This window comes from Chromohalobacter sp. 11-W, from assembly GCF_029889905.1.
In the GTDB taxonomy this organism is placed as follows: Bacteria; Pseudomonadota; Gammaproteobacteria; order Pseudomonadales; family Halomonadaceae; genus Chromohalobacter.
Genome location: NZ_JARANZ010000007.1, coordinates 134,623 through 155,759, shown reverse-complemented (window position 1 = coordinate 155,759; position 21,137 = coordinate 134,623). Strand labels below are relative to the sequence as shown.

The window sequence follows — 21,137 nt, the reverse complement described above, 5'->3', positions numbered from 1 at the left end:
TCCGATGTCCTGTGTCTGGCGCGCGACAGGCCGGCGAGCGCCAGGCTGCGCTAAGAGCGTTAGATCGCCTATTATCGGCGATTGGCCGACGCCTTTAAACCCAGCGACGCCATGTGTCTTTCGTTGCCGCTCGCGGCGGCGGGTGCGGGCGGTGGACACCCGTCAACTCAGCGTTTGTGGGTCGACATCCAGCGAGGCGCGTACGCGCCGACTATCGGGGTGATTGTCCAGCCACTGCACGAGCCAGGCACACGCACGGTGCAGGGCGCTACGGCGCGTGTCGGAGAGCATTAGCTGCATGTGATAACGATTCTGACGGCGCTCCATGGGCGCCGGCACCGGTCCCAGGCAGGTGACCGAGGTATCCTGGGTGACGAGCCATTCGCGCAATGCCTCGGCGGCGGCGGTGGCGAATTCGGCGACGTGCTGCTCGCGCGCGGCTTCGAAGCGGACCAAGGCCAGATGACGGTAGGGCGGCAGGCCGGCCAGGCGACGTTCTTCCAGCAGTTGGCCAGCGAGCGCTTCATAGCCGCTGTCGGCGAGCAGGCGCAGGTTGGGATCGTCGGGGTGCAGGGTCTGGACCAGTACGCGACCGGGATGTTCGGCGCGGCCTGCACGGCCGGCGACCTGCACCAGCAGTTGGGCGCTGTGCTCGAGAGCGCGGAAGTCGCTGGCGTAGAGGCCGGCGTCGGCGTTGACCACGACCACCAGCGTGACGTGCGGCAGGTGGTGGCCCTTGGCGAGCATCTGAGTGCCGACCAGCAGGCTAGGTTCGCCGCGCCGAATCTCGCGCAGAATATCCTCGAAGGCTTGCTTGCGTCGGGTGCTGTCTCGGTCGATGCGATGCACCGGCGTCTCGGGAAACAATGCAGCTAGCGTTTCCTCGGTGCGCTCGGTGCCGCTGCCCAGTGGGCGCAGGTCGCCACTGTCGCATTCCGGGCAGGCATCGGGCAGCGGGCGGTGAAAGTCGCAATGATGGCAGACCAGTTCCTGGGGCTGGCGATGCAGTGTCATGCGAGCATCGCAATGCGGGCACTCGGCTAACCAGCCGCACGCGTGACATGCCAGGGAGGGAGCGAAACCGCGCCGGTTGATGAAGACTAACACCTGGTTGCCCGCGTTCAGGGTCTGCCGAATTGCCTCGATGGCGGGGGCGATCAAACCGCCCTGGCGGTGGCGTCCGCGTAGGTCGGTAAGTTCCAGGCGTGCCGGGGCGTGCCGATTGGCGCGTTGGGTCAAGCGCAGATGGCGGTAGCGGCCGCTACGTGCCTGGGCGAGGGTCTCCAGCGCCGGTGTGGCGCTGCCCAGCACGATGGGAATGTTCTCGCGGTGGGCGCGAGCGATGGCCAAGTCGCGGGCGTGGTAGCGCAGACCTTCCTGTTGTTTGAAGGAGCCGTCGTGTTCTTCGTCGATGACGATCACCCCGGCAGCGGCCAGGGGGGTGAAGACCGCCGAGCGCGTACCGATGACGATCGGGGCTCGGCCGGTACGCGCGGCATCCCAGGCATCCAGGCGTTCGAGATCGGTGAGCCCCGAATGCAGGGCGACCACCGGAACTCGAAAGCGTTGCCGGAAACGGGTCAGCGTTTGCGGTGTCAGGCCGATTTCCGGTACTAGCACCAGCGCCTGGCGGCCTCGCGCGAGCACCGCCTCGATGAGCTGCAGGTAGACTTCGGTCTTGCCGCTGCCGGTAACGCCGTGCAGTAGGCACGGATGATAGCGCTCGAGACCTTCATGAATCTCGGCAAGGACGCCCGCCTGTTCGCGGGTCAGTGGCAACGAGGGTTCGGCGAGCCGCGAGCCGGATTCTTCCTCGGTGGCTGTCAGGCGTTCTTCGTGGCACTCGACGAGATGCTTGGCCTGCAGGCCTTCGAGCTGCGCGCGGGTGAAGCCTTGCGCGGTGATCGCGCGCGTCATCAAACCCCGTGGGTGCTGGCGCAGCATCGCCAGCAGTTCGGCCTGGCGAGGCGCACGTTCGAGCGGGCCGGTATCGCCGTCGCGCGCTATCCAGCGCTCCTGGTGGCGCGCCTGCAAGGGCCGTCCCTGGCGCAAGGCGACGGGGAGTGCCTGGGCGATGGTGTCGCCCAGCGGGTGTTGATAGTAGCGTGCGGTAAAGCGACACAGCCACCACCAGTCGTCGGGCAAGGGGGCATCGTCGAGACACGCCAGCACGGCCTTGAGTTGCGCGTCCGGCACGTCGCTGCGTTCGGGGCACTCGACCACCACGCCGATGAGCTGGCGACGTCCGAACGGCACCTTGACGCGAAGCCCTGGGCGCCAGCCACAGGCGGGAGCCTCGCGACAGGGGCGATAGTCGAAGAGGCGTCGCAAGGGCGTGGGCAGGGCGACCCTGAGTAGGCGCGGCGTATGGTCGGTGCTCGACAAGAGTCCTCCGAAAGAGTGGCGGCACATGGCGTTGCAGGTGCCACGCGTCTTTTCAGCGATATCACGGCACTGCTATAATGTTCGGCCCTTCGGCTTTGGGCCAAGGCGAGTATCGTCGGGGTCGCATGCCGAATCAATCGGTTGCATCTTTATCAACCCGTGTGCGGTGCCTGGCATCGACCAGGTGGCGGCGCACCATAGCGTGAGGCAGCAAAATGAAACAAGCGATCCATCCCGAATACAAGAAGGTCTCCGCCACCTGTTCTTGCGGCGCGACCTTCGAGCTGGGCTCCACGTCCAAAGACGACTTCTACCTGGATGTCTGCTCGCAGTGCCACCCGTTCTATACCGGCAAGCAGAAGCAGGCGACCACCGGTGGTCGTGTCGAGCGCTTCAACAAGCGTTTCGGTGCCGCGCTCAAGCGCGACTGAGCCAAGCAAGAGAACCGCTACGCCGACGCCGCGTCGGCGTTCGAGAAAACCCGCCCAATGGCGGGTTTTTTTATTTTTGAAAAGTCGAAAACGACGCTCCGATAAGGTTTGTTTTATGCCTGGTTAGTCAGGCATAAGTTTCAACAAATGGCTGTTAATTGCTTCAAACGGTCGCTTAAAAGTCTTTAATGTCGCGAACTTGGCGTAAGTTGTTTGGCGGAATCTTTTTCTATATTCTGGCGATCATGCCTCCATGCAGACGATTGGAAAAAGCTCATGAGTGACGAAAAAAGACAGGCAGCGCTGGATTATCACGCCAAGCCGATTCCCGGCAAATTATCCGTCGAACTGACCAAGCCCACCGAGACATCGAAACATTTGTCCTTGGCCTATAGTCCTGGCGTAGCCGAGCCGTGCCGAGAGATCGCCAAGGACGTGGAAAACGCCTACCTGTATACCGGCAAGGGCAACCTAGTGGCCGTGGTCTCCGACGGCAGCGCTATCCTAGGCCTGGGTAACCTGGGCCCCCTGGCCAGCAAGCCGGTCATGGAAGGCAAGGGCGTGCTGTTCAAGCGCTTCGCGGGCATCAACTCCGTAGACATCGAGGTCGATGCCGAGAGTCCGCAGGCCTTCATCGATACCGTGGCACGCATCGCTGATACCTGGGGCGGCATCAATCTCGAGGATATCAAGGCGCCGGAGTGCTTCGAGATCGAGCAAGCGTTGATCGAGCAGTGCAATATTCCGGTCTTCCACGATGACCAGCATGGCACGGCCATCGTTACGGCCGCAGGGCTGCTCAATGCTCTGGACATCGCTGGCAAGCGGCTCGAAGACGCCAAGATCGTCTGCCTGGGCGCGGGCGCGGCGGCCATCGCCTGCATGAAACTGCTGGTCTCGTGTGGCGCACGCGCCGAGCATATCTACATGCTCGATCGCAAAGGCGTGGTGCGCAGCGAGCGTGACGATCTCAACCAATACAAGGCGATGTTCGCCACCGAGACGTCGCGGCGTACGCTGGATGATGCCATCGAGGGAGCCGACGTCTTCGTGGGGTTGTCCGGGCCCAACCTGCTCAAGCCCGAACAGCTCGAGCGCATGGCGGCGAGTCCGGTGGTTTTTGCGTGCTCCAATCCGGATCCCGAGATTCATCCGGACGTCGCCAACGAGACCCGCGACGACGTGATCATGGCCACTGGGCGTTCCGATTACCCCAACCAGGTCAATAACGTGCTGGGCTTTCCCTTCATCTTCCGCGGAGCGCTGGATGTTCGCGCCACGCGCATCAATGAAGAAATGAAAGTGGCGGCCGTGCATGCCCTCAAGGACCTGGCGCGTGAGCCGGTGACCCGCGAGGTACTGGACGGCTACGGCATTGAGTCACTGGAGTTCGGGCGCGGTTACATCATTCCCACGCCGCTGGATTCACGGCTGCTCGCTCGTGTCGCCTCGGCGGTGGCGCAAGCTGCGGTAGATAGCGGCGTGGCGCGCAAGCCTTATCCGGCCCATTATCCGTTGACCAGCATCAAGGACGTTTACGGGCCGCTGTAGTCGTTTGCCGAACGGGCATGATATCGAAGGGCCGCTCCGAGAGCGGCCCTTTTGGGTTGTGGGGCGGGAACGGTATCACCAGCTATAGAGCAGTGACATCGAGGTGGTGCGGTCGGTGTTGGCTTCGGCGCCGTCGGGCGGATTCGTGTTGTTCTTGACCTCAAAGGACATCTTGAGCGCCAGGTGCGAATTGAGCTGGGAGGTCAACGACGAAATCGAGCGCGTCGTGGTGTTGGGTGCGGCCGCTTCGACGGAAACTGCCTGCTCGAAGTAGGCGCCTTCCGAGATGTTCCAGCGATAGTCGAGTGCCGCATAGGCCAAGCCGAGGTCGTCTTCCTTGCCATCCTGGTAGGCATCGTGACGATAGCCGGGGCCGAATTCCGTGGACAGTATGTGCGTCGGCCCGTCGAGCCATTGACGGCCATAGCCGCCGATGGTGGTGAACTGGTAGTCGTAACCACTGAAGCGGTCCTTTTCCCAGCGTCCGAAACCGAACAGATAGTGGGGACCTTCAAGCTCATAACGCTCGCGGCCGCCCAGCAGGTACTGCTCGGTACTGGTTTCATCGTTTTCCTGAACGCTGCGCGTCTCGCCGCGCAGCGTGTGTGTATGGCGTCCCGTCAGCCAGGTAAGGCGCCCCTTGGCGAGCAGCGTCCGACTGTTGCTGTTCCCGGAGAGGTGCGTATAGCCGAGTTCGGCCTCGCCGCTCACCTTGGGGGCATCGTCCTGCGGTGCAGGCGGTGCGTAGAACAAGTCGGCGTGCACTGGGAGTGCGCCGCCGAGCAGTATGACGAGCAATAACCATCGCGAGTCTCGCGACACGAGCATGATGGACTCCCTTTCAAAAACGGTTCTCGGTCAGTGGTGTGGGAGCTGGCGCGCTCATGGGGTGGCCGTCGAGGCCACCCATGGGGTGTCGACTAGAAAATGGCATCGTAAGTGCCGGTCCCTTGGGAGCCGCTGCTATCTTCGAGTTCGGGCTGGATCGAACGCGGCTTGTAGTCGGGGAGGTTGTCCTTGCGGAAGATTTCCTGCATGCCGCCCGATTGGTCGTTATGCAGGCGCAGCCCGGTCTCGGGATCAATGCGGACTTTGACGATATCGTCGGGGCGCGAGGGCATGCTTTCGGGCTGGCCTTGAAGCGCCTGCCCCATGAACGACTTCCAGATCGGCAAGGCGGCTTGCGAACCGTATTCACCGGTCGTGGAATTGTCGTCCTTGCCGACCCAGACGGTGGCCACCAGGTCGTCGTTGAAGCCCGAGAACCACGCGTCGCGTTGATCGTTGGTGGTGCCGGTCTTGCCGACGATATCGGGACGGTTGAGATCCAGTGCGCCGCGCCCGGTGCCCTTCTCGATGACGTCACGCATCATGTCGCGGATGATGTACATCTCTTCGGGCGTGGCCACGCGCTCGGCGATACGGCGGGTTTCACCGTTGAGTGCGACGGTCTTCTGATCGGGGTCGCACTCCCGGCATGCCACCACGGGGTTGGCTTCCTCGACCAGTTCGTTCTGGCTGCCATGGGTAACCGACTGGATATACCACGGCGCGACCTTGAAGCCGCCATTGGCCAAGACGGCGTAGGCATTGGCCATTTCCAGCGGGGTCAGTGACGCGCTGCCCAGTGCGAGCGATAGGCCATGCGGCAGCCGGTCCTTGGCGAAGCCGAAGTTCGTCAGGAATTCCAGCGTGTTATCCAGGCCTAGCGACTGCAGCACACGGATCGTGACGAGGTTGCGCGACTGGTAGAGGCCGACGCGCAACCGCGTGGGGCCGCGGAATTCGCCCTCCGCGTTTTCGGGGCGCCAGTCGCCGCCGACATCGGACATGACCACAGGGGCATCGTTGATGACCGTGGCGGCGTTCATCCCGTTGTGCAGTGCGGCGAGATAGATGAAGGGTTTGAAGATCGAGCCCGCTTGGCGTTGCGCCTGGATGGCGCGATTGAACTTGCTCGACGAGAAGCTGAAGCCACCCTGAAGGCCTCGAATGGCGCCGGTTTGAGGGTCCATGATGACGATCGCGGCCTGGGCGCCTGGCACCTGGGAGAGACGCCAATCGCCATCCTCGGTGCGCATGACGCGAATCAGGTCGCCACGCTGGGCAATGGCTTCGGCGTTGGCCGGGGTCTCGCCGCGCCACTCGGCGCTGTGGTACGTACGCGCCCAGTCAAGCCCATCCCAGCCGAGCGTTACGACGCCATCGTCACGCGTCAGGACGCGCATCTGGCGGCCATCGGTGTCCACGACGATGCCCGGCTCGAGGGGGCCATGCCGGGGGGTTCGGTCGAGTACCTTGACCCAGTTGCTGACATCGCCCTCGACCCCTTCGACCGACTCCTCGCTGCTCTTGGCGGCTTGGCGTGCGGTCTCCATGACCTCGGGCGATTCGGACAGCTCTTCCTCGAGCCCTTGGGAATCCGTGCGCTCTTGGGCTTCTACCAGGCTGGAGGGAATATCGGTTTCCTCGGCTCCGCGCCAGCCATGGCGCGTGTCGTAATCGATGAGCCCATTGACCAACGCATCGCGCGCGGAGGCCTGCAGGCGGCTGTCGATGGTCGTCTTGATCTGGTAATTGTCGGTATAAGCGTTGTCGCCGAAGCGTTCCACAGCATATTGGCGCGCCATTTCGGCGACATAGGATGCGTTGACCTCGTACTGCGAACGCGGCCGATGCGCGGTGATCGGCGCCTTGACGGCGGCCTGGTACTGAATCGGATCGATGAAGCCGAGTTCGCGCATGCGCAGCAATACCCAGTTACGGCGAATCAACGAGCGCTCGGGATTGTTAAGGGGGTTGAGCGCCGAGGGAGCCTTGGGCAGGCCGGCGAGCATGGCCAGTTGCGGCAAGTCGAGCTCCGCAAGCGGTTTGTCGTAGTAGCCTTCGGCGGCCGCTCCGATGCCGTAGGCGGCATTGCCGAGATAGATCTTGTTGACGTAGAGCTCGAGAATTTCCTGCTTGTCGAGCACCTGCTCCATTTGCAGCGACAGCAGGATCTCGCGAATCTTGCGAGTGAACGTGCGGTCCAGCGTCAACAGATAGTTGCGCGCTACCTGCATGGTGATGGTGCTGCCGCCTGACTGGATGTTGCCGCTGGTGGCAAGCTCCATTGCTGCGCGTGCGAGCCCCTTGGGATCGATGCCGGGATGCTCGAAGAAACTGGCATCCTCGGCGGCCAGCAGGGCGTCGATGTAGGATTGGGGGATCTCGTCGTAGCTCACCGGCATGCGACGTTGCTCACCGAACTCGCCGATTAGCTTGTCATCACGCGTGTACACGCGTAGCGGTGTCTGCAGTTCGAAGTCCTGCAGTTGACGAACGTCGGGCAGGCCCGGCGCGAAATAGATACCGGCGCCGATGATGGCCAGTACGCAGCCCAGTCCCAAAGACACAATTAGCCATAGGATGGACGTTAACAAGCGTTTGAAAAGCTTCATGAAAAGGCGTTTTCCGTCGTCTTGGGTGGCGGTCTGGCCGCAATGAATGGTGCAATCCGTTGCCATCGGCATTATAAGAACGCAGCCGCATAGGGGCTAGCGTTGATGCAAATCGACTGTCACGGCAGTATGCATAATGTAACCTTACGCAATGTGGCGTGCCTCATACGATAGTGTGGCACGCTGATAATAAAGCGGCTTGCCTCGGCACAGGGGCAGCGGGTTGGCTCGACGAACGATAGTACCGAGCCCCACGCCACGCCGAAGAATATCGCAGGGGTATGACAGTGTGGCGGTTTAAAAAGTCCCAACAAGGCCTGGTAGGGGTGGATATTACCTCGGCCACCGTCAAATTGATCGAGCTCGATCGTGCGGGGGCAGGCCAACGTATCGCCAGTTACGCCGTGCGCCCATTGCGTGAAGGCGCGGTAGTGGAGCGGCGCATCCGCGATCTCGACGAGGTGGCCGCGACGTTGACGCGCGCGGTCGAGCATGCGCGTCCGCATTCACGGCGCGCGGTGGCGGCGGTCCCCGCCAGCGCCACGATCACCAAGACGCTGACCTATCCGGTCTCCCTCAGCGATGATGAGATCGAGGCCCGCATTCAGCTCGAGTCCGAGCGCCATATCCCGTTTCCGCTCAATGAGGTGGCCTTCGATTTCCAGCGTCTGGGGCTCAACGCTCGCTACCCCGATCAGCAAGATGTCTTGCTGGTGGCGTGCCGCCTGCAGGATGTCGACCATCTCGCTGACGTTCTTCGCCGTGCCGGACTCGAGCCTGCCGCGGTCGACGTGGAATCGTTCGCCATGGAGCGTGCGGCCAGTGAGCTGTTGCGCGACGAGACGCCGTCCGAGCAGGCGGGAGAGTGCGCCGCGCTGGTCGATATCGGCGCCAATATGAACGCCTTCCATGTGCTCATCGATGGGCGTATCGCCTATACCCGCGACAACGTGCTGGGCGGTCGCCACTTGACCGAGGAAATCCGTAAGCGCTATGGCCTGAGCCTCGAAGAGGCGGGGTTGGCCAAGAAGCGCGGCGGTTTGCCCGAGGATTACGAGCATGCGGTAGTGACGCCGTTCATCGACATGCTGATTCAGCAAATCGGCCGCTCATTGCAGCTTTATCACACCTCGGGCAAGCCCCGTGATATCCAGCGCCTGATTCTGGCGGGCGGCTCGAGTGTCATTCCGGGGTTGCGTGAACGGCTCGCCGCGCAAAGCGGGTTGGAAGTGGTGATGGCCAATCCGTTCGAGCGCATGCGGGTGGCGTCGCGCGTCGACGTGCAGGCGCTTGCCAGCGATGCGCCGGCGATGCTCACTGCGTGCGGCCTGGCGATGAGAGGGCGGCGATGAGTATCGAAATCAACCTGTTGCCGTGGCGTGAGGCGCACCGGCAGCGACGCACACGACGCTTTTACATGGCGCTGGTGGGCGTGGCGGTGCTGGCACTGTTGTGCGCCTTGGGGGTGTCGCGTTGGTATCAAGCGGGGATCGACGCCGAACGTGGTCGCCTGGCCCTGATCGAGCGCCGTATGGAGGCGCTCGAAAAGGACATCGACACGGTCAAGGACTATCGCGAATTACGGGGTCGGATGCTCGAACAGATCGGCCTGATCCGCGAGCTGCAATTCAGCCGTCCGCAGACGGTGCGTATCTTCGATCAGCTGGCGGCAACGCTGGTCGACGGGGTGCATTACGACCGCTTGGTACGAGAGGGCGATCGACTCGAGCTGAGTGGCCTGGCGCGTTCCAATCGGCGCGTGTCCGAGCTGCTGCGGCAGCTCGATGCCTCGCCCGTGTTTGGCACGCCGGCGCTTTCCGACGTGCAGTCGGATGGCGACGATGCGACGCTGAAGCGCTTCAACCTCAGTGTCGAGGCGCGTACGCCTCGCCGTGATGCCGAGGAGGCGCCATGAGTCTGCGCTCACAGTGGCGGCAGTTGCGCGAGGTCGAGTGGCGCGATCTGGACCTCAAGGAAGCCGGCACCTGGCCGGCGTTGCTGCAGGCGATATGCCTGGTGGCGCTGTTTCTGGCCGTCTTCTGGGTAGCCCAGTGGTACGTCGCCGCTCCGCGCCAGGAAACCCTGGAGAGCTTGCAAGGGCGCGAGGGCGAGCTGCTCCAGGAATACGAAACCCGTGCTTATCAGGCGGCTAATCTCGAGCAGATGCGCATGCAGATGGCGGAACTCGACACGCGCATGCAGGCATTGCTGAAAATGCTGCCCACCGACACAGAGATCCCAGCGCTGCTGGATGACATCAGCGATGCGGCGCAGGACCATCGCCTCGCCATCGAGTCGATCCGGTTGCGTTCGCCGGTGCCGCAAGACTTCTACATCGAGCAGCCCTTCGATATCCAGGTACGCGGCGGCTATCACGACATTGCCGCCTTCCTGTCCAGCGTGGCGGCGCTGCCGCGTATCGTGACCCTGCATGACTTCTCGCTGTCGCCGGTGGGCGATGGCGATGCGCTGCGTCTGTCGCTGCTGGCCCGTACCTACAGCTATCGCGAAGACGCTGATCCCAAGGCCGAGGAGCGTGGCGATGACTGAATGGCTGACGAGCTCTCGGCGTTGGCGTGTCCTGCTTACGGGGTTGGTCGGGATGGTGTTGCTGGGCGGTTGTCGCGATGCCGAGATGACCACCCTGGATGCGCACCTGAATGCCCTGCGCCAGCGGCCGGAGGGTAGCATCGAGTCGCTTCCTCCCGCGCCGGTGTATCGCACGGCACATTATTCGCAGGCCCAGCAGCGTAGCCCGTTCAGTGCCGAGCGCCGCACGCAGGAAGGCGCCGTGACAGCATCACAGGGCGATGGCCCAGACCGTCAGCGTCCGCGTGAGCCCCTGGAGCGCTTTCCGTTGGAACAACTCGAACTGGTGGGAACCTTGACGGTAGGTGGGCAGCCATCGGCCTTGATCCGCGCGCCCGACGGCAACGTCTACCGCCTTTTCGAAGGTCACTATCTGGGGACCGATTTCGGACGTGTCACGGCGATTCAGGACGCGGGTGTCGAGCTGGTCGAGCGGGTGCGCGAGGGCGGCACCTGGCGTCAGCGGCAGCGTACCTTGGAATTCAACGATTCATCGCAAGCCGCCGAGTGATGGCGGTACGTACAGGCAGGAGAACGACATGATGCGAACGCTGCGCGACTGGCTGATGGGCGGGCTCTGCCTCGTGGGGCTGGCCGTCTGTGCCCAAGGACAGGCGGCGACGTTGACATCGCTCGAGTTCGCCCAGCGCGGGGATGGCGGAATCGATGCTCTGCTGGCGTTCGATGGTCCGGCACCCGAGCCGCATAGCTACCGAAGCGATTCGCCGGCGCAGGTCATCGTCGACCTGCCGGCAACGACAAACCAGCTCGATCAGCGCCGCTTCGGTATCGATCGGGACGGACTGCGCGAGGTCAGCGTGGCCGACACCGGGGAGCGCACGCGTTTGGTATTCGGTCTCGATGAGCCCCTGCCTTATTCGACCCAGCGTCAGGGGGAGCGGCTTCGCGTGCGCCTGGGTGGGGATGCCGCTGAGCGTTCCACCGCGCTGACGCGCATCCGCGATCTCGATTTTCGGCGCGGCGATAACGGCGCTGGTCGTTTGGTGGTCACGCTCGACCACGGTGGCGTGACGCCTGAAACGGATACTGAGGGTGATACCTTGACGGTATCGCTGCCTGGTGTCCGGCTGCCCGGAGATATGAACCGGATCCTCGACGTCAGCGATTTCGATACGCCGGTGTCGCGCATCGTGCCGCAGGAGGGCGATGAGGGTGTGACGCTGACGCTCGACAATCGCGAGGCTTTTCAGCACCTGGTCACGCAGCGCGGCGATCAACTGATCGTGGAGGTGCGGCCGCGCGCTGATGATGCGCGCGCGTTAGAAGACGACGCACAGGAATACGACGGCGAGCCGGTGAGTCTCAATTTTCAGAACATCCAAGTGCGCGAAGTATTGTCGGTGCTCTCCGACTTCAGTGGGGTCAATATCGTCGCCAGCGATAGCGTCCAGGGCAGCGTGACGCTCAATCTCACGCAGGTGCCGTGGGATCAAGCGCTCGATCTGATCCTCAAGAGTCATGGCCTTGCGAGTCGTCGCGAGGGGGATGTGATCGTGGTTGCGCCCGCCGATGAGCTAGCGCAGATGGAGCGCCAGACGCTGGAGAACCGCGCTCAGTCTCAACAGTTGGCTTCGCTGAAGACGGAATACGTACAGGTGCGTTACGCCAAGGCCACTGATCTGGCCACGATGCTGCGTGGCAGCGAAGGGTTCGGGCTGCTCTCCGAGCGTGGTCGTGTGACGGTCGATGAGCGGACCAATACCTTGCTGGTACGTGACACGCCCGAGCAACTGGCCGGTATCCGTGACATGCTCGACAGGCTCGATGTGCCGGTGCGCCAGGTGCAGATCGAGGCGCGTATCGTCATCGCCCGTGACACTGCCTCTCAAGAGTTGGGCGTCAATTGGGGCGTCTCGCAAAGCCAGGGGGTTACCTTCGACGAAGATGGCGTGGGGAGCGTGGTCGACCGCAACCCCAGCGGTGCCAATCGCGGCTCTGCCGGTCTCTCCGTCGATCTGGGCGATAGCGATGGCAGCGGCTCGGCATTCAGCTTCGGCTATCTTTCCGGCGATGTACTGCTCGATCTGGAGCTGCGCGCTCTGGAAAGCGAAGGCAAGAGTCAGACCATTTCCCAACCCAAGATCATCACCGCCAACCAGAAGAAGGCGGTGATCAAGCAGGGGCAGGAAATTCCCTACCAAGAGTCGACCTCGTCCGGGGCGACCAACGTGGAATTCAAGGAAGCCGTGCTGTCGCTAGCAGTGACACCGCAGATCACCCCCGACGACAGCATCGTCATGGACTTGCTGATCAACAACGATACTGTCGCCGATAGTAGCTATGATGGGGCGCCGGCGATCGATACCAATTCCATCGAGACCCAGGTGCTGGTGGATGATGGCGAAACGGTGGTGTTGGGCGGCATACTGACCTCCGAGCAATTGCGCAATCTCTACAAGACACCGCTGCTCGGTGATTTACCGTTCATCGGTTCGTTGTTCCGCTATACCCAGGAATCCAACGAAAAGGTAGAATTACTGATCTTCATTACCCCCAAGATCATCGGAGACGAACAGGCGAATCGCTGATGCAGGGTCTGCCCACGATCATTCTCGTCGGCCCTATGGGCGCGGGGAAAAGTACCATCGGACGCCTGCTGGCAGCCGAGTTGAAGCGCGAGTTTTTCGATAGCGATCACGAAATCGAGGCGCGCTGCGGTGCCAATATTGCCTGGATTTTCGATGTCGAGGGCGAGCGTGGCTTTCGTGATCGTGAAACCCTCATGCTGCGGGAGTTGGCCGGCCGCGAGGCCATCGTCCTCGCCACCGGCGGTGGCGCGGTGATGCGCGAGGATAACCGCCAGGCGCTGCGTGAGCGTGGCACGGTGGTGTATTTGGCGACCTCGGTCGAACAGCAGATTCGGCGCACGGCCCGCGACCGTAATCGCCCCTTGTTGCGCCAAGGCAACCCTGAGCAGGTGCTGCGCGATCTATTCGCCAAGCGTGACCCGCTTTATCGCGCCACCGCCGACTTGACGGTACGTACCGACCGGCGCGGCCCCAAGGCGGTGGTCAACGAGATCATTCGCCGCACCAAGCGTTTGTCCGATCCACTCGATCTAAAGGCTTGATCATGACCGCTTCGTCCGCTTCGTCCGCTTCGTCCGCATCGCCGTATCAACGTCTGCATGTCGAGCTCGACGCCCGGCGCTATCCCATCCATGTCGGGCCGGGGTTGCTCGACACACCGGACATGCTGGTGCCGTACCTAGCCGGGCGCCAGGTGATGATCGTCACCAACGAGACGGTGGCACCGCTGTATCTCGAGCGCCTCAAGCGCACACTGAGCGGTGACGATCGTGACGTGCGCGAGGTGATCCTGCCCGACGGCGAGCACACCAAAACGTTGGCCAGTGTCGAACGCATCTGGGATGCACTGCTGGCGGCGGGCTTCAACCGTCGTTGCACGCTAGTGGCGCTCGGCGGGGGCGTGATCGGCGACATGGCAGGGTACGCAGCGGCGTGCTATCAGCGTGGCGTGGCTTTCGTGCAAGTGCCCACCACCTTGTTGTCGCAGGTGGATTCCTCGGTGGGGGGCAAAACCGGCGTCAATCATCCGCGCGGCAAGAACATGATCGGCGCTTTCTGGCAGCCGCGCGCGGTATTGATCGACACCGATACGTTGGCCACGCTGCCGGGCCGAGAGCTAGCCGCGGGGCTCGCCGAGGTCATCAAGTACGGCCTGATACAGGATGCCGACTTCCTCGCCTGGCTAGAGGCGCGTATGTCGGCGCTGCGCGGGCTCGATGTCGAGGCGCTCACCGACGCCATTCTGAGAAGCTGTGCGATCAAGGCCGAGATCGTCGCCCGCGACGAGACCGAGCAAGGGCAGCGAGCGCTGCTCAACCTGGGGCATACCTTCGGGCACGCCATCGAAGCGCATCAAGGCTATGGTAATTGGCTTCATGGTGAGGCCGTGGGCGCGGGAATGCTGATGGCCGCCACGCTGTCGCAGCGTCTGGGCTGGCTTTCCAGCGAGGATATGGCACGTGTCGAGACGCTGGTGGCCAGTGCCGGGCTGCCGGTGACGGTGCCTGCTGCGATGAGTGCCGATGATTTTCTCGCCGCCATGCGCTTGGACAAGAAGAACATCGACGGCCGCTTACGTCTGGTGTTGTTGTCCGGCCTGGGTGAGGCGTGCGTCTACGACGATACTCCGCCGGATATGCTCAAGGCGCTGCTCGACGAGTTCCCTCGCGCCTGACGCGCTCTTCTCCCGCCGATCGACTCGCGACGCCTGCCTCCTCGGCAGGCGTTTTGCGTAGGGCCTTGCTGCGTTTGTGCAGCGGCGCTTTTCACGCGACAATATGCCTGTATCGGCATGCCTCATGCAGGATCGGCATGAGATGAGGCTGGGTTTTAGACTAAAGTCGCGTGCTTCGAGGCTCAGGCGTTCAAGCTTGCTAACGCGTTGACATGTCAGGGGTTTTAGCGAGGGTTTGCGGCTAACTCCGCGATTTTGCGCAGATTTGCGGCAAAGCGGCAGGTAGTGGAATTGCTTGAGAGGGGGCCAAGGGATATGCTGGTCGACCTTTTTCACGCCCGATGCGTCATCGCATGACGTGCTTTTCGACCTTCAAAAAATAAAAGATAACCGTAAAGCATAACACGATTATTTCTGGACACAAGTTTCAAAATTTTGTGAGGCACGCCCATGATGAGAGGCCTTCACCAGCCTGGCGAGTTCCGTGACAACTGCGGTTTTGGCTTGATCGCCCACATGGAAGGGCAGGCGAGTCATGACCTGCTCAAGACCGCGATCGAGTCCCTGACGTGCATGACCCACCGCGGCGGCATCGCCGCCGATGGCAAGACCGGCGATGGCTGCGGTCTACTATTCAAGATGCCCGGCGACTTCATGCGTGCCGTGGCGAGTGAGGACCTGGGTGTCGTGCTAGGCGAGCGTTTCGCCGTGGGGAGTGTGTTTCTGCCCGATGACGATGCGCGCGAGGCGCATGCGCGAGAGGTGCTCGAGGCGCAACTGACGGCGCGCGGGCTGCGTGTCAGTGGTTGGCGCGAAGTCCCCACCGATGCTTCAGTCTGTGGCCCCATGGCATTGGAGTGCCTGCCCCGGATTCGCCAGGTCTTCGTCGAAGCGGAAGACGAGCGTGACACCCAGGCGTTCAATGTCGATCTGTTCATGGCGCGTCGTTATGCCGAACAAGCGCTCAAGGACGAAGACAACTTCTATATCTGTTCGTTGTCCAGCGAGGTGGTGTCCTACAAGGGGCTGATGATGCCCGCGGACCTGCCGACCTTTTATCGTGACCTGGGCGATGAGCGGCTGCATACGGCGATCTGCGTTTTCCATCAACGCTTCTCCACCAATACCGCGCCGCGCTGGCCTTTGGCGCAACCCTTCCGGTTCATGGCCCACAATGGCGAGATCAACACGGTCGAAGCCAACCGTGGCTGGGCCAACGCGCGCAAGGAAAACTTCATCTCGCCGTTGTTGCCCGAGATCACCGAGCTCGACGAGATCGTCAATACCTCGGGTTCCGACTCCTCCAGCATGGACAACATGCTCGAGGTGTTGCTGACCGGGGGCATGGATCTTTACAACGCCGTGCGCATGATGGTGCCGCCGGCGTGGCAGAACGTCGAAACCATGGACGGCGATCTGCGCGCCTTCTATGAATACAACTCCATGCATATGGAGCCGTGGGACGGCCCCGCCGGTCTGGTGATGACCGATGGCCGCCATGCGGTGTGCATGCTCGACCGTAACGGGTTGCGTCCGGCGCGCTGGGTGATCACCGAGAACGGCTACATCACCCTGTCCTCCGAGATCGGTGTCTACGATTACAAGCCCGAGGACGTCATCGCCAAGGGTCGTGTGGGCCCGGGGCAGATCCTCGCCGTGGACACTCACACCGGTGAAGTCCTGCATACGCCGGATGTCGACGAACGCCTGCGCTCGGCGTATCCCTACCGTCGCTGGTTGAAGCAGCATGCGCATTACCTGGAGTCCGCGTTGACCGAGCTGGCGCGCTTCCAGCCCATGGCCGGTAACGAACTCAACGTCTACCAGAAGATGTTCCAGGTGACGTTCGAAGAGCGCGATCAGCTGTTGCGCCCGTTGGCCGAAGGCGGCCAGGAGGCGGTGGGCTCGATGGGTGACGACACGCCGATGGCCGTACTGTCGCGCCATGGACGCTTGCTGACCGATTACTTCCGGCAAAAGTTCGCCCAGGTCACCAATCCGGCTATCGACCCGTTGCGCGAAGCGATCGTGATGTCGCTGGAAACCTGTTGCGGCGCCGAGCTGAATGTCTTCGAGGCGACCCCCGAGCACGCGCATCGCTTGATTCTGACGACGCCGGTGCTCTCGCCGCGCAAGTTCACCGCGTTGGTGACCCAGGAGGATCCGGCATTCGCCAGCCATAAGCTGAGTCTGAGTTACGACCCTGAGCGCGATACGCTCAAGCAGGCGCTGCTTAATCTGTGCCAGCGAGCCGAGGACGCGATTCGCGAGGGCAAGGTGATTCTGGTGCTCTCGGATGCCGATCTGGAGCGCGGCAAATTGCCGATTCATGCCGTGCTGGCGGTGGGGGCGATCCACCATCACCTGGGCCGCAAGGCCTTACGGCCGCGCGTCAACCTGGTGGTCGAGACCGGCTATGCCCGCGACGCTCACCAGATGGCGGTGCTGTTCGGTGTGGGGGCCACGGCGGTGTATCCGTATCTGGCCTACCAGGTCATGGCCGACATGCACAACACCGGCGAGTTGACCGGCAATCCGGCGGATGCCCGCGAAAACTATCGCAAAGGCATGCAAAAGGGGCTCTATAAGATTCTCTCCAAGATGGGAATCTCGACGCTGGCCTCCTATCGTGGTTCTCAGCTATTCGAAGCGGTGGGGCTGTCCTCCGAGGTCATGGACATGTGCTTTGCCGGTATGGCGTCGCGCATCGAGGGCGCCGGCTTCGCCGAGCTGCAACTGCAGCAGGAACTGCTGGCCCGCGATGCCTGGATCCCGCGCAAGAGCATTCGTCAGGGCGGCCTGGTGAAGTACGTTCATGATCATGAATACCACGCCTACAACCCGGACGTGGTCATGCAGTTGCAGAGCGCGGTGCAAAGCGGCGACTACGCCAAGTGGAAGCAGTTCGCACAGACCGTCAACGAGCGCTCGGTGGCCACCATCCGTGACCTGCTCACGCTCAAACCGGCCCCCGAGCCGTTGCCGCTCGACGAGGTCGAGCCGGTCGAGAACCTGCTGCCGCGCTTCGACAGCGCCGGAATGTCGCTCGGCGCACTGTCACCCGAGGCCCATGAGGCGATGGCGCAAGCCATGAATGAGACCGGCGGGCGCTCCAACTCCGGTGAGGGCGGTGAGGATCCGGCGCGCTATGGGACCGTTCGCTCGTCGAAGATCAAGCAGATCGCCTCCGGGCGCTTTGGCGTGACGCCGGCGTATCTGGTCAATGCCGAGGTGCTGCAGATCAAGGTCGCGCAGGGGGCCAAGCCTGGCGAAGGCGGGCAACTGCCCGGCGGCAAGGTCAACGAGCTGATTGCCCGGCTGCGTTATGCGGTGCCCGGGGTGACGCTGATCTCTCCGCCGCCGCATCACGACATCTATTCCATCGAGGATCTGGCGCAGCTGATCTTCGATTTGAAGCAGGTCAACCCCGCGGCCCAGGTCTCGGTCAAGCTGGTCTCCGAGCCGGGCATCGGCACCATCGCCACCGGCGTGGCCAAGGCCTACGCCGATTTGATTACCGTCTCCGGCTACGACGGTGGCACCGCGGCGAGTCCGCTGACCTCGATCAAGCATGCCGGCAGCCCTTGGGAACTGGGCCTGCCCGAGGTGCATCAGGCGCTGCGCATCAACAGCCTGCGTGACAAGATTCGCCTGCAGACCGATGGCGGCCTCAAAACCGGCCTCGACGTGGTCAAGGCGGCGATTCTCGGCGCCGAGAGTTTCGGCTTCGGCACGGCACCAATGGTGGCGCTGGGGTGCAAATACCTGCGTATCTGTCACCTCAACAATTGCGCCACCGGCGTCGCGACTCAGCACCAGCATCTGCGCGACGAGCATTTCCGCGGCACCGTGGACATGGTCAAGCACTACTTCCGCTTCATCGCCGAGGAGGTCCGCGAGCTGATGGCGTTGCTCGGCGTGCGCCAGTTGACCGATCTGATCGGGCGTACTGACCTACTCGAGATCCTCGAGGGCGAGACGGCGTCTCAGCGCAAGCTCGATTTGATGCCGCTGTTACAGAACGATCATGTGCCCGAAGGGGCGCCGCAGTTCTGTCAGGTCGGGCGTAATGAGCCGCACGATCCGGGAGCCAAGAACCAGGAAATGCTGGATGCCTTGTTGCCTGCCATCGAGGCCAAGTCGGGCGGCGAGTTCCATTTGCGGATCACCAACTGCGACCGCAGCGTAGGGGCCCGAGTGTCCGGCGAGATCGCCAAGCGCTATGGCGAGAGCGGTCTTGAAGACGCGCCGATTACCGCGCGTTTCATCGGTGTGGCCGGGCAGAGCTTCGGGGTGTGGAATGCGCGTGGCCTGCAACTCTATCTCGAAGGGGATGCCAACGATTATGTCGGCAAGGGCATGAACGGCGGCAAGGTGGTCATCGTGCCACCGCATGAGAGCCGCTTCGAAAGCCACAAGACGGCGATCATCGGCAACACCTGCCTGTACGGCGCGACGGGCGGCAAGCTGTTCGCGGCGGGTACGGCGGGTGAGCGCTTCGCGGTGCGTAACTCCGGCGTGCATGCGGTCATCGAGGGCGCCGGCGATCACTGCTGCGAGTATATGACCGGTGGCCTGGTCGCCGTGCTCGGCGAGACCGGCATCAACTTCGGGGCGGGCATGACCGGCGGGTTCGCGTATGTGCTCGATGAAGATCGCACCTTCGTCGACAAGTACAACCACGAACTGGTCGAGATCCATCGCATCAATACCGAGGTCATGGAAGCCTATCGGCGCCACCTGCGGGAGATGATCGAGGAATACGTCGCCGAAACCGGCTCCGCGCGGGGTCAAGCGATCCTCGAGGACTTCTCCGACTTCATCCGACATTTCTGGTTGGTGAAGCCCAAGGCAGCAAGTCTCAACGGCCTGCTGGCCCAATCCCGGCGTCAGCCGGAATAAGAGCCGTCGGCGGCCCGAGTAGCGTCTGCTACTCACTGAATACGAGGAGAGACGATCATGGCAAACCGTCTGAATAACGATTTCCAGTTCATCGATGTCGGCCGGCAGGATCCGCAGAAGAAGGAAGCGCGCGCCCGGGCGCGCGAGTTCGCCGAGATCTACGAGCCTTACAAGCCCAGCGAGGCGGCCAGCCAGGCGCATCGCTGTCTGGATTGCGGCAATCCGTATTGCGAGTGGAAGTGCCCGGTCCACAATTACATTCCCAACTGGTTGAAGCTGGTCAGTGAGGGCAACATCCTCGAGGCGGCGGAAATGTCGCACCGCACCAACTCGCTGCCCGAGGTGTGCGGTCGCGTGTGCCCGCAGGATCGCCTCTGCGAGGGTGACTGCACTCTGAATGACGGCTTCGGTGCGGTGACCATCGGCTCGGTGGAGAAGTACATTACCGACACGGCCTTCGCCATGGGCTGGCGGCCGGATATGTCCAAGGTCGAGTGGACCGACAAGCGCGTCGCGGTGATCGGTGCCGGGCCGGCGGGGCTGGGCTGTGCCGACATTCTGGTGCGTAACGGCGTCAAGCCGGTGGTGTTCGACAAGCATCCCGAAATCGGCGGGTTGCTGACCTTCGGCATTCCCGAGTTCAAGCTCGAGAAAAATGTCATGAAGCGTCGCCGCGCGGTGTTCGAGGAGATGGGTATCGAGTTCCGCCTGGGCGTGGAAATTGGCAGCGATGTGTCCCATGAGGCGCTGCTCGACGAATTCGACGCCGTGTTCATGGGCATGGGCACCTACAAGTACATGGAAGGCGGTTTCCCCGGTGAGGATCTGCCGGGTGTCCACAAGGCGCTGGATTTTCTGGTCGCCAACGTCAATCACTGCCTGGGCTTCGAGAAGAATCCCGAGGATTACGTCTCGCTCGAAGGTCAGCGTGTCGTGGTGCTGGGCGGTGGCGACACGGCGATGGACTGCAACCGCACCTCGATTCGTCAGGGGGCGGCCAGCGTGACCTGCGCCTACCGCCGTGACGAGGACAACATGCCGGGGTCGCGTAAGGAAGTCGCCAACGCCCGCGAGGAAGGCGTGGAGTTTCTGTTCAATCGCCAGCCGGTGGCCATCGTCGGCGAGGACAAGGTCGAGGGCGTCAAGTTGGTGCGCACGCGTCTCGGTGAGCCGGATGCCAACGGGCGTCAGCGTCCCGAGGTGGTGCCGGGCTCGGAAGAGGTGTTCGCCGCCGACGCGGTGATCATCGCCTTCGGTTTCCAGCCCAATCCCGCCGATTGGTTCGACACGGTGGGCATCAACCTCGACGAGCGCGGCCGCGTCAAGGCGCCGGCCCAGGGTGGCTTCGCCTTCCAGACAAGCCATGAGAAGGTCTTCGCCGGTGGCGACATGGTGCGTGGCTCCGACCTGGTGGTCACCGCCGTCTATGAAGGCCGTCAGGCGGGTGAGGGCATCCTCGACTACCTCGGCGTGTGAATCTCGGCTGCGGGCCATGGCGGCCTGATCCGGTATCGGGTGGGAGCGAATTTATTCGCGATGGAGTTGGCTCCGTCGGGAACAAGTTCCCTCCCACCGGACTGCGGGCTGCGAGCAGGACGTAGGCACCATCCTGCTC

14 protein-coding genes are annotated in these 21,137 nt (G+C 62.7%); 11 read left to right on the top strand and 3 right to left on the bottom strand.

Translation table 11 applies throughout. The features are described from left to right. Positions 1-162: 162 nt before the first annotated feature. Positions 163-2,412 carry a primosomal protein N' gene (locus tag OP494_RS11590; RefSeq protein WP_280540921.1) on the bottom strand — a complete coding sequence of 750 codons (2,250 nt, stop codon included), beginning with the start codon at positions 2,410-2,412 and terminating at the stop codon, positions 163-165. Positions 2,413-2,600: 188 nt separating this feature from the next. On the opposite strand from OP494_RS11590, the gene rpmE reads away from it, so the two are divergent. After that, entirely contained in the window at positions 2,601-2,816 is a 216-nt protein-coding gene (rpmE, locus tag OP494_RS11585) for a 50S ribosomal protein L31 (protein WP_040239602.1), read from the top strand. A gap of 276 nt (positions 2,817-3,092) precedes the next feature. Continuing rightward, positions 3,093-4,367, top strand: a complete 1,275-nt coding sequence (locus OP494_RS11580) for a malic enzyme-like NAD(P)-binding protein (protein WP_280540920.1) — start codon at positions 3,093-3,095, stop codon at positions 4,365-4,367. Between the two features lie 75 nt (positions 4,368-4,442). On the opposite strand, the gene OP494_RS11575 is transcribed toward OP494_RS11580, so the two are convergent. Then, complete coding sequence (locus OP494_RS11575) at positions 4,443-5,195, bottom strand: DUF481 domain-containing protein (RefSeq protein WP_280540918.1); 753 nt, start codon at positions 5,193-5,195, stop codon at positions 4,443-4,445. Positions 5,196-5,287: 92 nt separating this feature from the next. Then, complete coding sequence (locus OP494_RS11570; RefSeq protein WP_280540917.1) at positions 5,288-7,807, bottom strand: penicillin-binding protein 1A; 2,520 nt, start codon at positions 7,805-7,807, stop codon at positions 5,288-5,290. Positions 7,808-8,088: 281 nt separating this feature from the next. Here OP494_RS11570 and pilM point away from each other — a divergent pair, with 281 nt between their 5' ends. The 9 genes from pilM (at position 8,089) to OP494_RS11525 (ending at position 20,998) form a co-directional block, all read left to right on the top strand. Continuing rightward, positions 8,089-9,159, top strand: a complete 1,071-nt coding sequence (gene pilM / locus OP494_RS11565) for a type IV pilus assembly protein PilM (RefSeq protein WP_280540915.1) — start codon at positions 8,089-8,091, stop codon at positions 9,157-9,159. Continuing rightward, positions 9,156-9,722 carry a PilN domain-containing protein gene (locus tag OP494_RS11560; RefSeq protein WP_280540913.1) on the top strand — a complete coding sequence of 189 codons (567 nt, stop codon included), beginning with the start codon at positions 9,156-9,158 and terminating at the stop codon, positions 9,720-9,722. Before pilM ends, OP494_RS11560 begins: the two co-directional genes overlap by 4 nt. Beyond that, positions 9,719-10,357, top strand: a complete 639-nt coding sequence (locus OP494_RS11555; protein ID WP_280540911.1) for a type 4a pilus biogenesis protein PilO — start codon at positions 9,719-9,721, stop codon at positions 10,355-10,357. Before OP494_RS11560 ends, OP494_RS11555 begins: the two co-directional genes overlap by 4 nt. After that, entirely contained in the window at positions 10,350-10,907 is a 558-nt protein-coding gene (locus OP494_RS11550) for a pilus assembly protein PilP (protein WP_280540910.1), read from the top strand. The genes OP494_RS11555 and OP494_RS11550 overlap by 8 nt, the downstream gene beginning before the upstream one ends. 28 nt (positions 10,908-10,935) lie before the next feature. Further along, positions 10,936-12,945: a type IV pilus secretin PilQ family protein gene (locus tag OP494_RS11545; RefSeq protein WP_280540909.1), complete on the top strand. Its 2,010-nt coding sequence runs from the start codon at positions 10,936-10,938 to the stop codon at positions 12,943-12,945. Beyond that, positions 12,945-13,487 carry a shikimate kinase AroK gene (gene aroK / locus OP494_RS11540; protein ID WP_040239614.1) on the top strand — a complete coding sequence of 181 codons (543 nt, stop codon included), beginning with the start codon at positions 12,945-12,947 and terminating at the stop codon, positions 13,485-13,487. The genes OP494_RS11545 and aroK overlap by 1 nt, the downstream gene beginning before the upstream one ends. Before the next feature lie 2 nt (positions 13,488-13,489). Then, a complete protein-coding gene (gene aroB / locus OP494_RS11535; RefSeq protein ID WP_280540906.1) occupies positions 13,490-14,620 on the top strand; it encodes a 3-dehydroquinate synthase in 1,131 nt (376 codons plus the stop codon). A gap of 450 nt (positions 14,621-15,070) precedes the next feature. Next, a complete protein-coding gene (gene gltB / locus OP494_RS11530) occupies positions 15,071-19,522 on the top strand; it encodes a glutamate synthase large subunit (RefSeq protein ID WP_280540904.1) in 4,452 nt (1,483 codons plus the stop codon). Positions 19,523-19,579: 57 nt separating this feature from the next. Further along, positions 19,580-20,998 carry an FAD-dependent oxidoreductase gene (locus OP494_RS11525; RefSeq protein WP_280540903.1) on the top strand — a complete coding sequence of 473 codons (1,419 nt, stop codon included), beginning with the start codon at positions 19,580-19,582 and terminating at the stop codon, positions 20,996-20,998. The last annotated feature ends 139 nt before the right edge of the window (positions 20,999-21,137 follow it).

Excerpts from the sequence above, each read along its gene's own strand:
- aroK (WP_040239614.1), top strand. The coding sequence starts at position 12,945 with ATGCAGGGTCTGCCCACGATCATTCTCGTCGGCCCTATGGGCGCGGGG.
- OP494_RS11555 (WP_280540911.1), top strand. The coding sequence starts at position 9,719 with ATGAGTCTGCGCTCACAGTGGCGGCAGTTGCGCGAGGTCGAGTGGCGC.
- rpmE (WP_040239602.1), top strand. The coding sequence starts at position 2,601 with ATGAAACAAGCGATCCATCCCGAATACAAGAAGGTCTCCGCCACCTGT.
- OP494_RS11525 (WP_280540903.1), top strand. The coding sequence starts at position 19,580 with ATGGCAAACCGTCTGAATAACGATTTCCAGTTCATCGATGTCGGCCGG.
- OP494_RS11575 (WP_280540918.1), bottom strand. The coding sequence starts at position 5,195 with ATGCTCGTGTCGCGAGACTCGCGATGGTTATTGCTCGTCATACTGCTC.
- OP494_RS11560 (WP_280540913.1), top strand. The coding sequence starts at position 9,156 with ATGAGTATCGAAATCAACCTGTTGCCGTGGCGTGAGGCGCACCGGCAG.
- pilM (WP_280540915.1), top strand. The coding sequence starts at position 8,089 with ATGACAGTGTGGCGGTTTAAAAAGTCCCAACAAGGCCTGGTAGGGGTG.
- aroB (WP_280540906.1), top strand. The coding sequence starts at position 13,490 with ATGACCGCTTCGTCCGCTTCGTCCGCTTCGTCCGCATCGCCGTATCAA.
- OP494_RS11550 (WP_280540910.1), top strand. The coding sequence starts at position 10,350 with ATGACTGAATGGCTGACGAGCTCTCGGCGTTGGCGTGTCCTGCTTACG.
- OP494_RS11545 (WP_280540909.1), top strand. The coding sequence starts at position 10,936 with ATGATGCGAACGCTGCGCGACTGGCTGATGGGCGGGCTCTGCCTCGTG.
- gltB (WP_280540904.1), top strand. The coding sequence starts at position 15,071 with ATGATGAGAGGCCTTCACCAGCCTGGCGAGTTCCGTGACAACTGCGGT.
- OP494_RS11580 (WP_280540920.1), top strand. The coding sequence starts at position 3,093 with ATGAGTGACGAAAAAAGACAGGCAGCGCTGGATTATCACGCCAAGCCG.
- OP494_RS11590 (WP_280540921.1), bottom strand. The coding sequence starts at position 2,412 with ATGTGCCGCCACTCTTTCGGAGGACTCTTGTCGAGCACCGACCATACG.
- OP494_RS11570 (WP_280540917.1), bottom strand. The coding sequence starts at position 7,807 with ATGAAGCTTTTCAAACGCTTGTTAACGTCCATCCTATGGCTAATTGTG.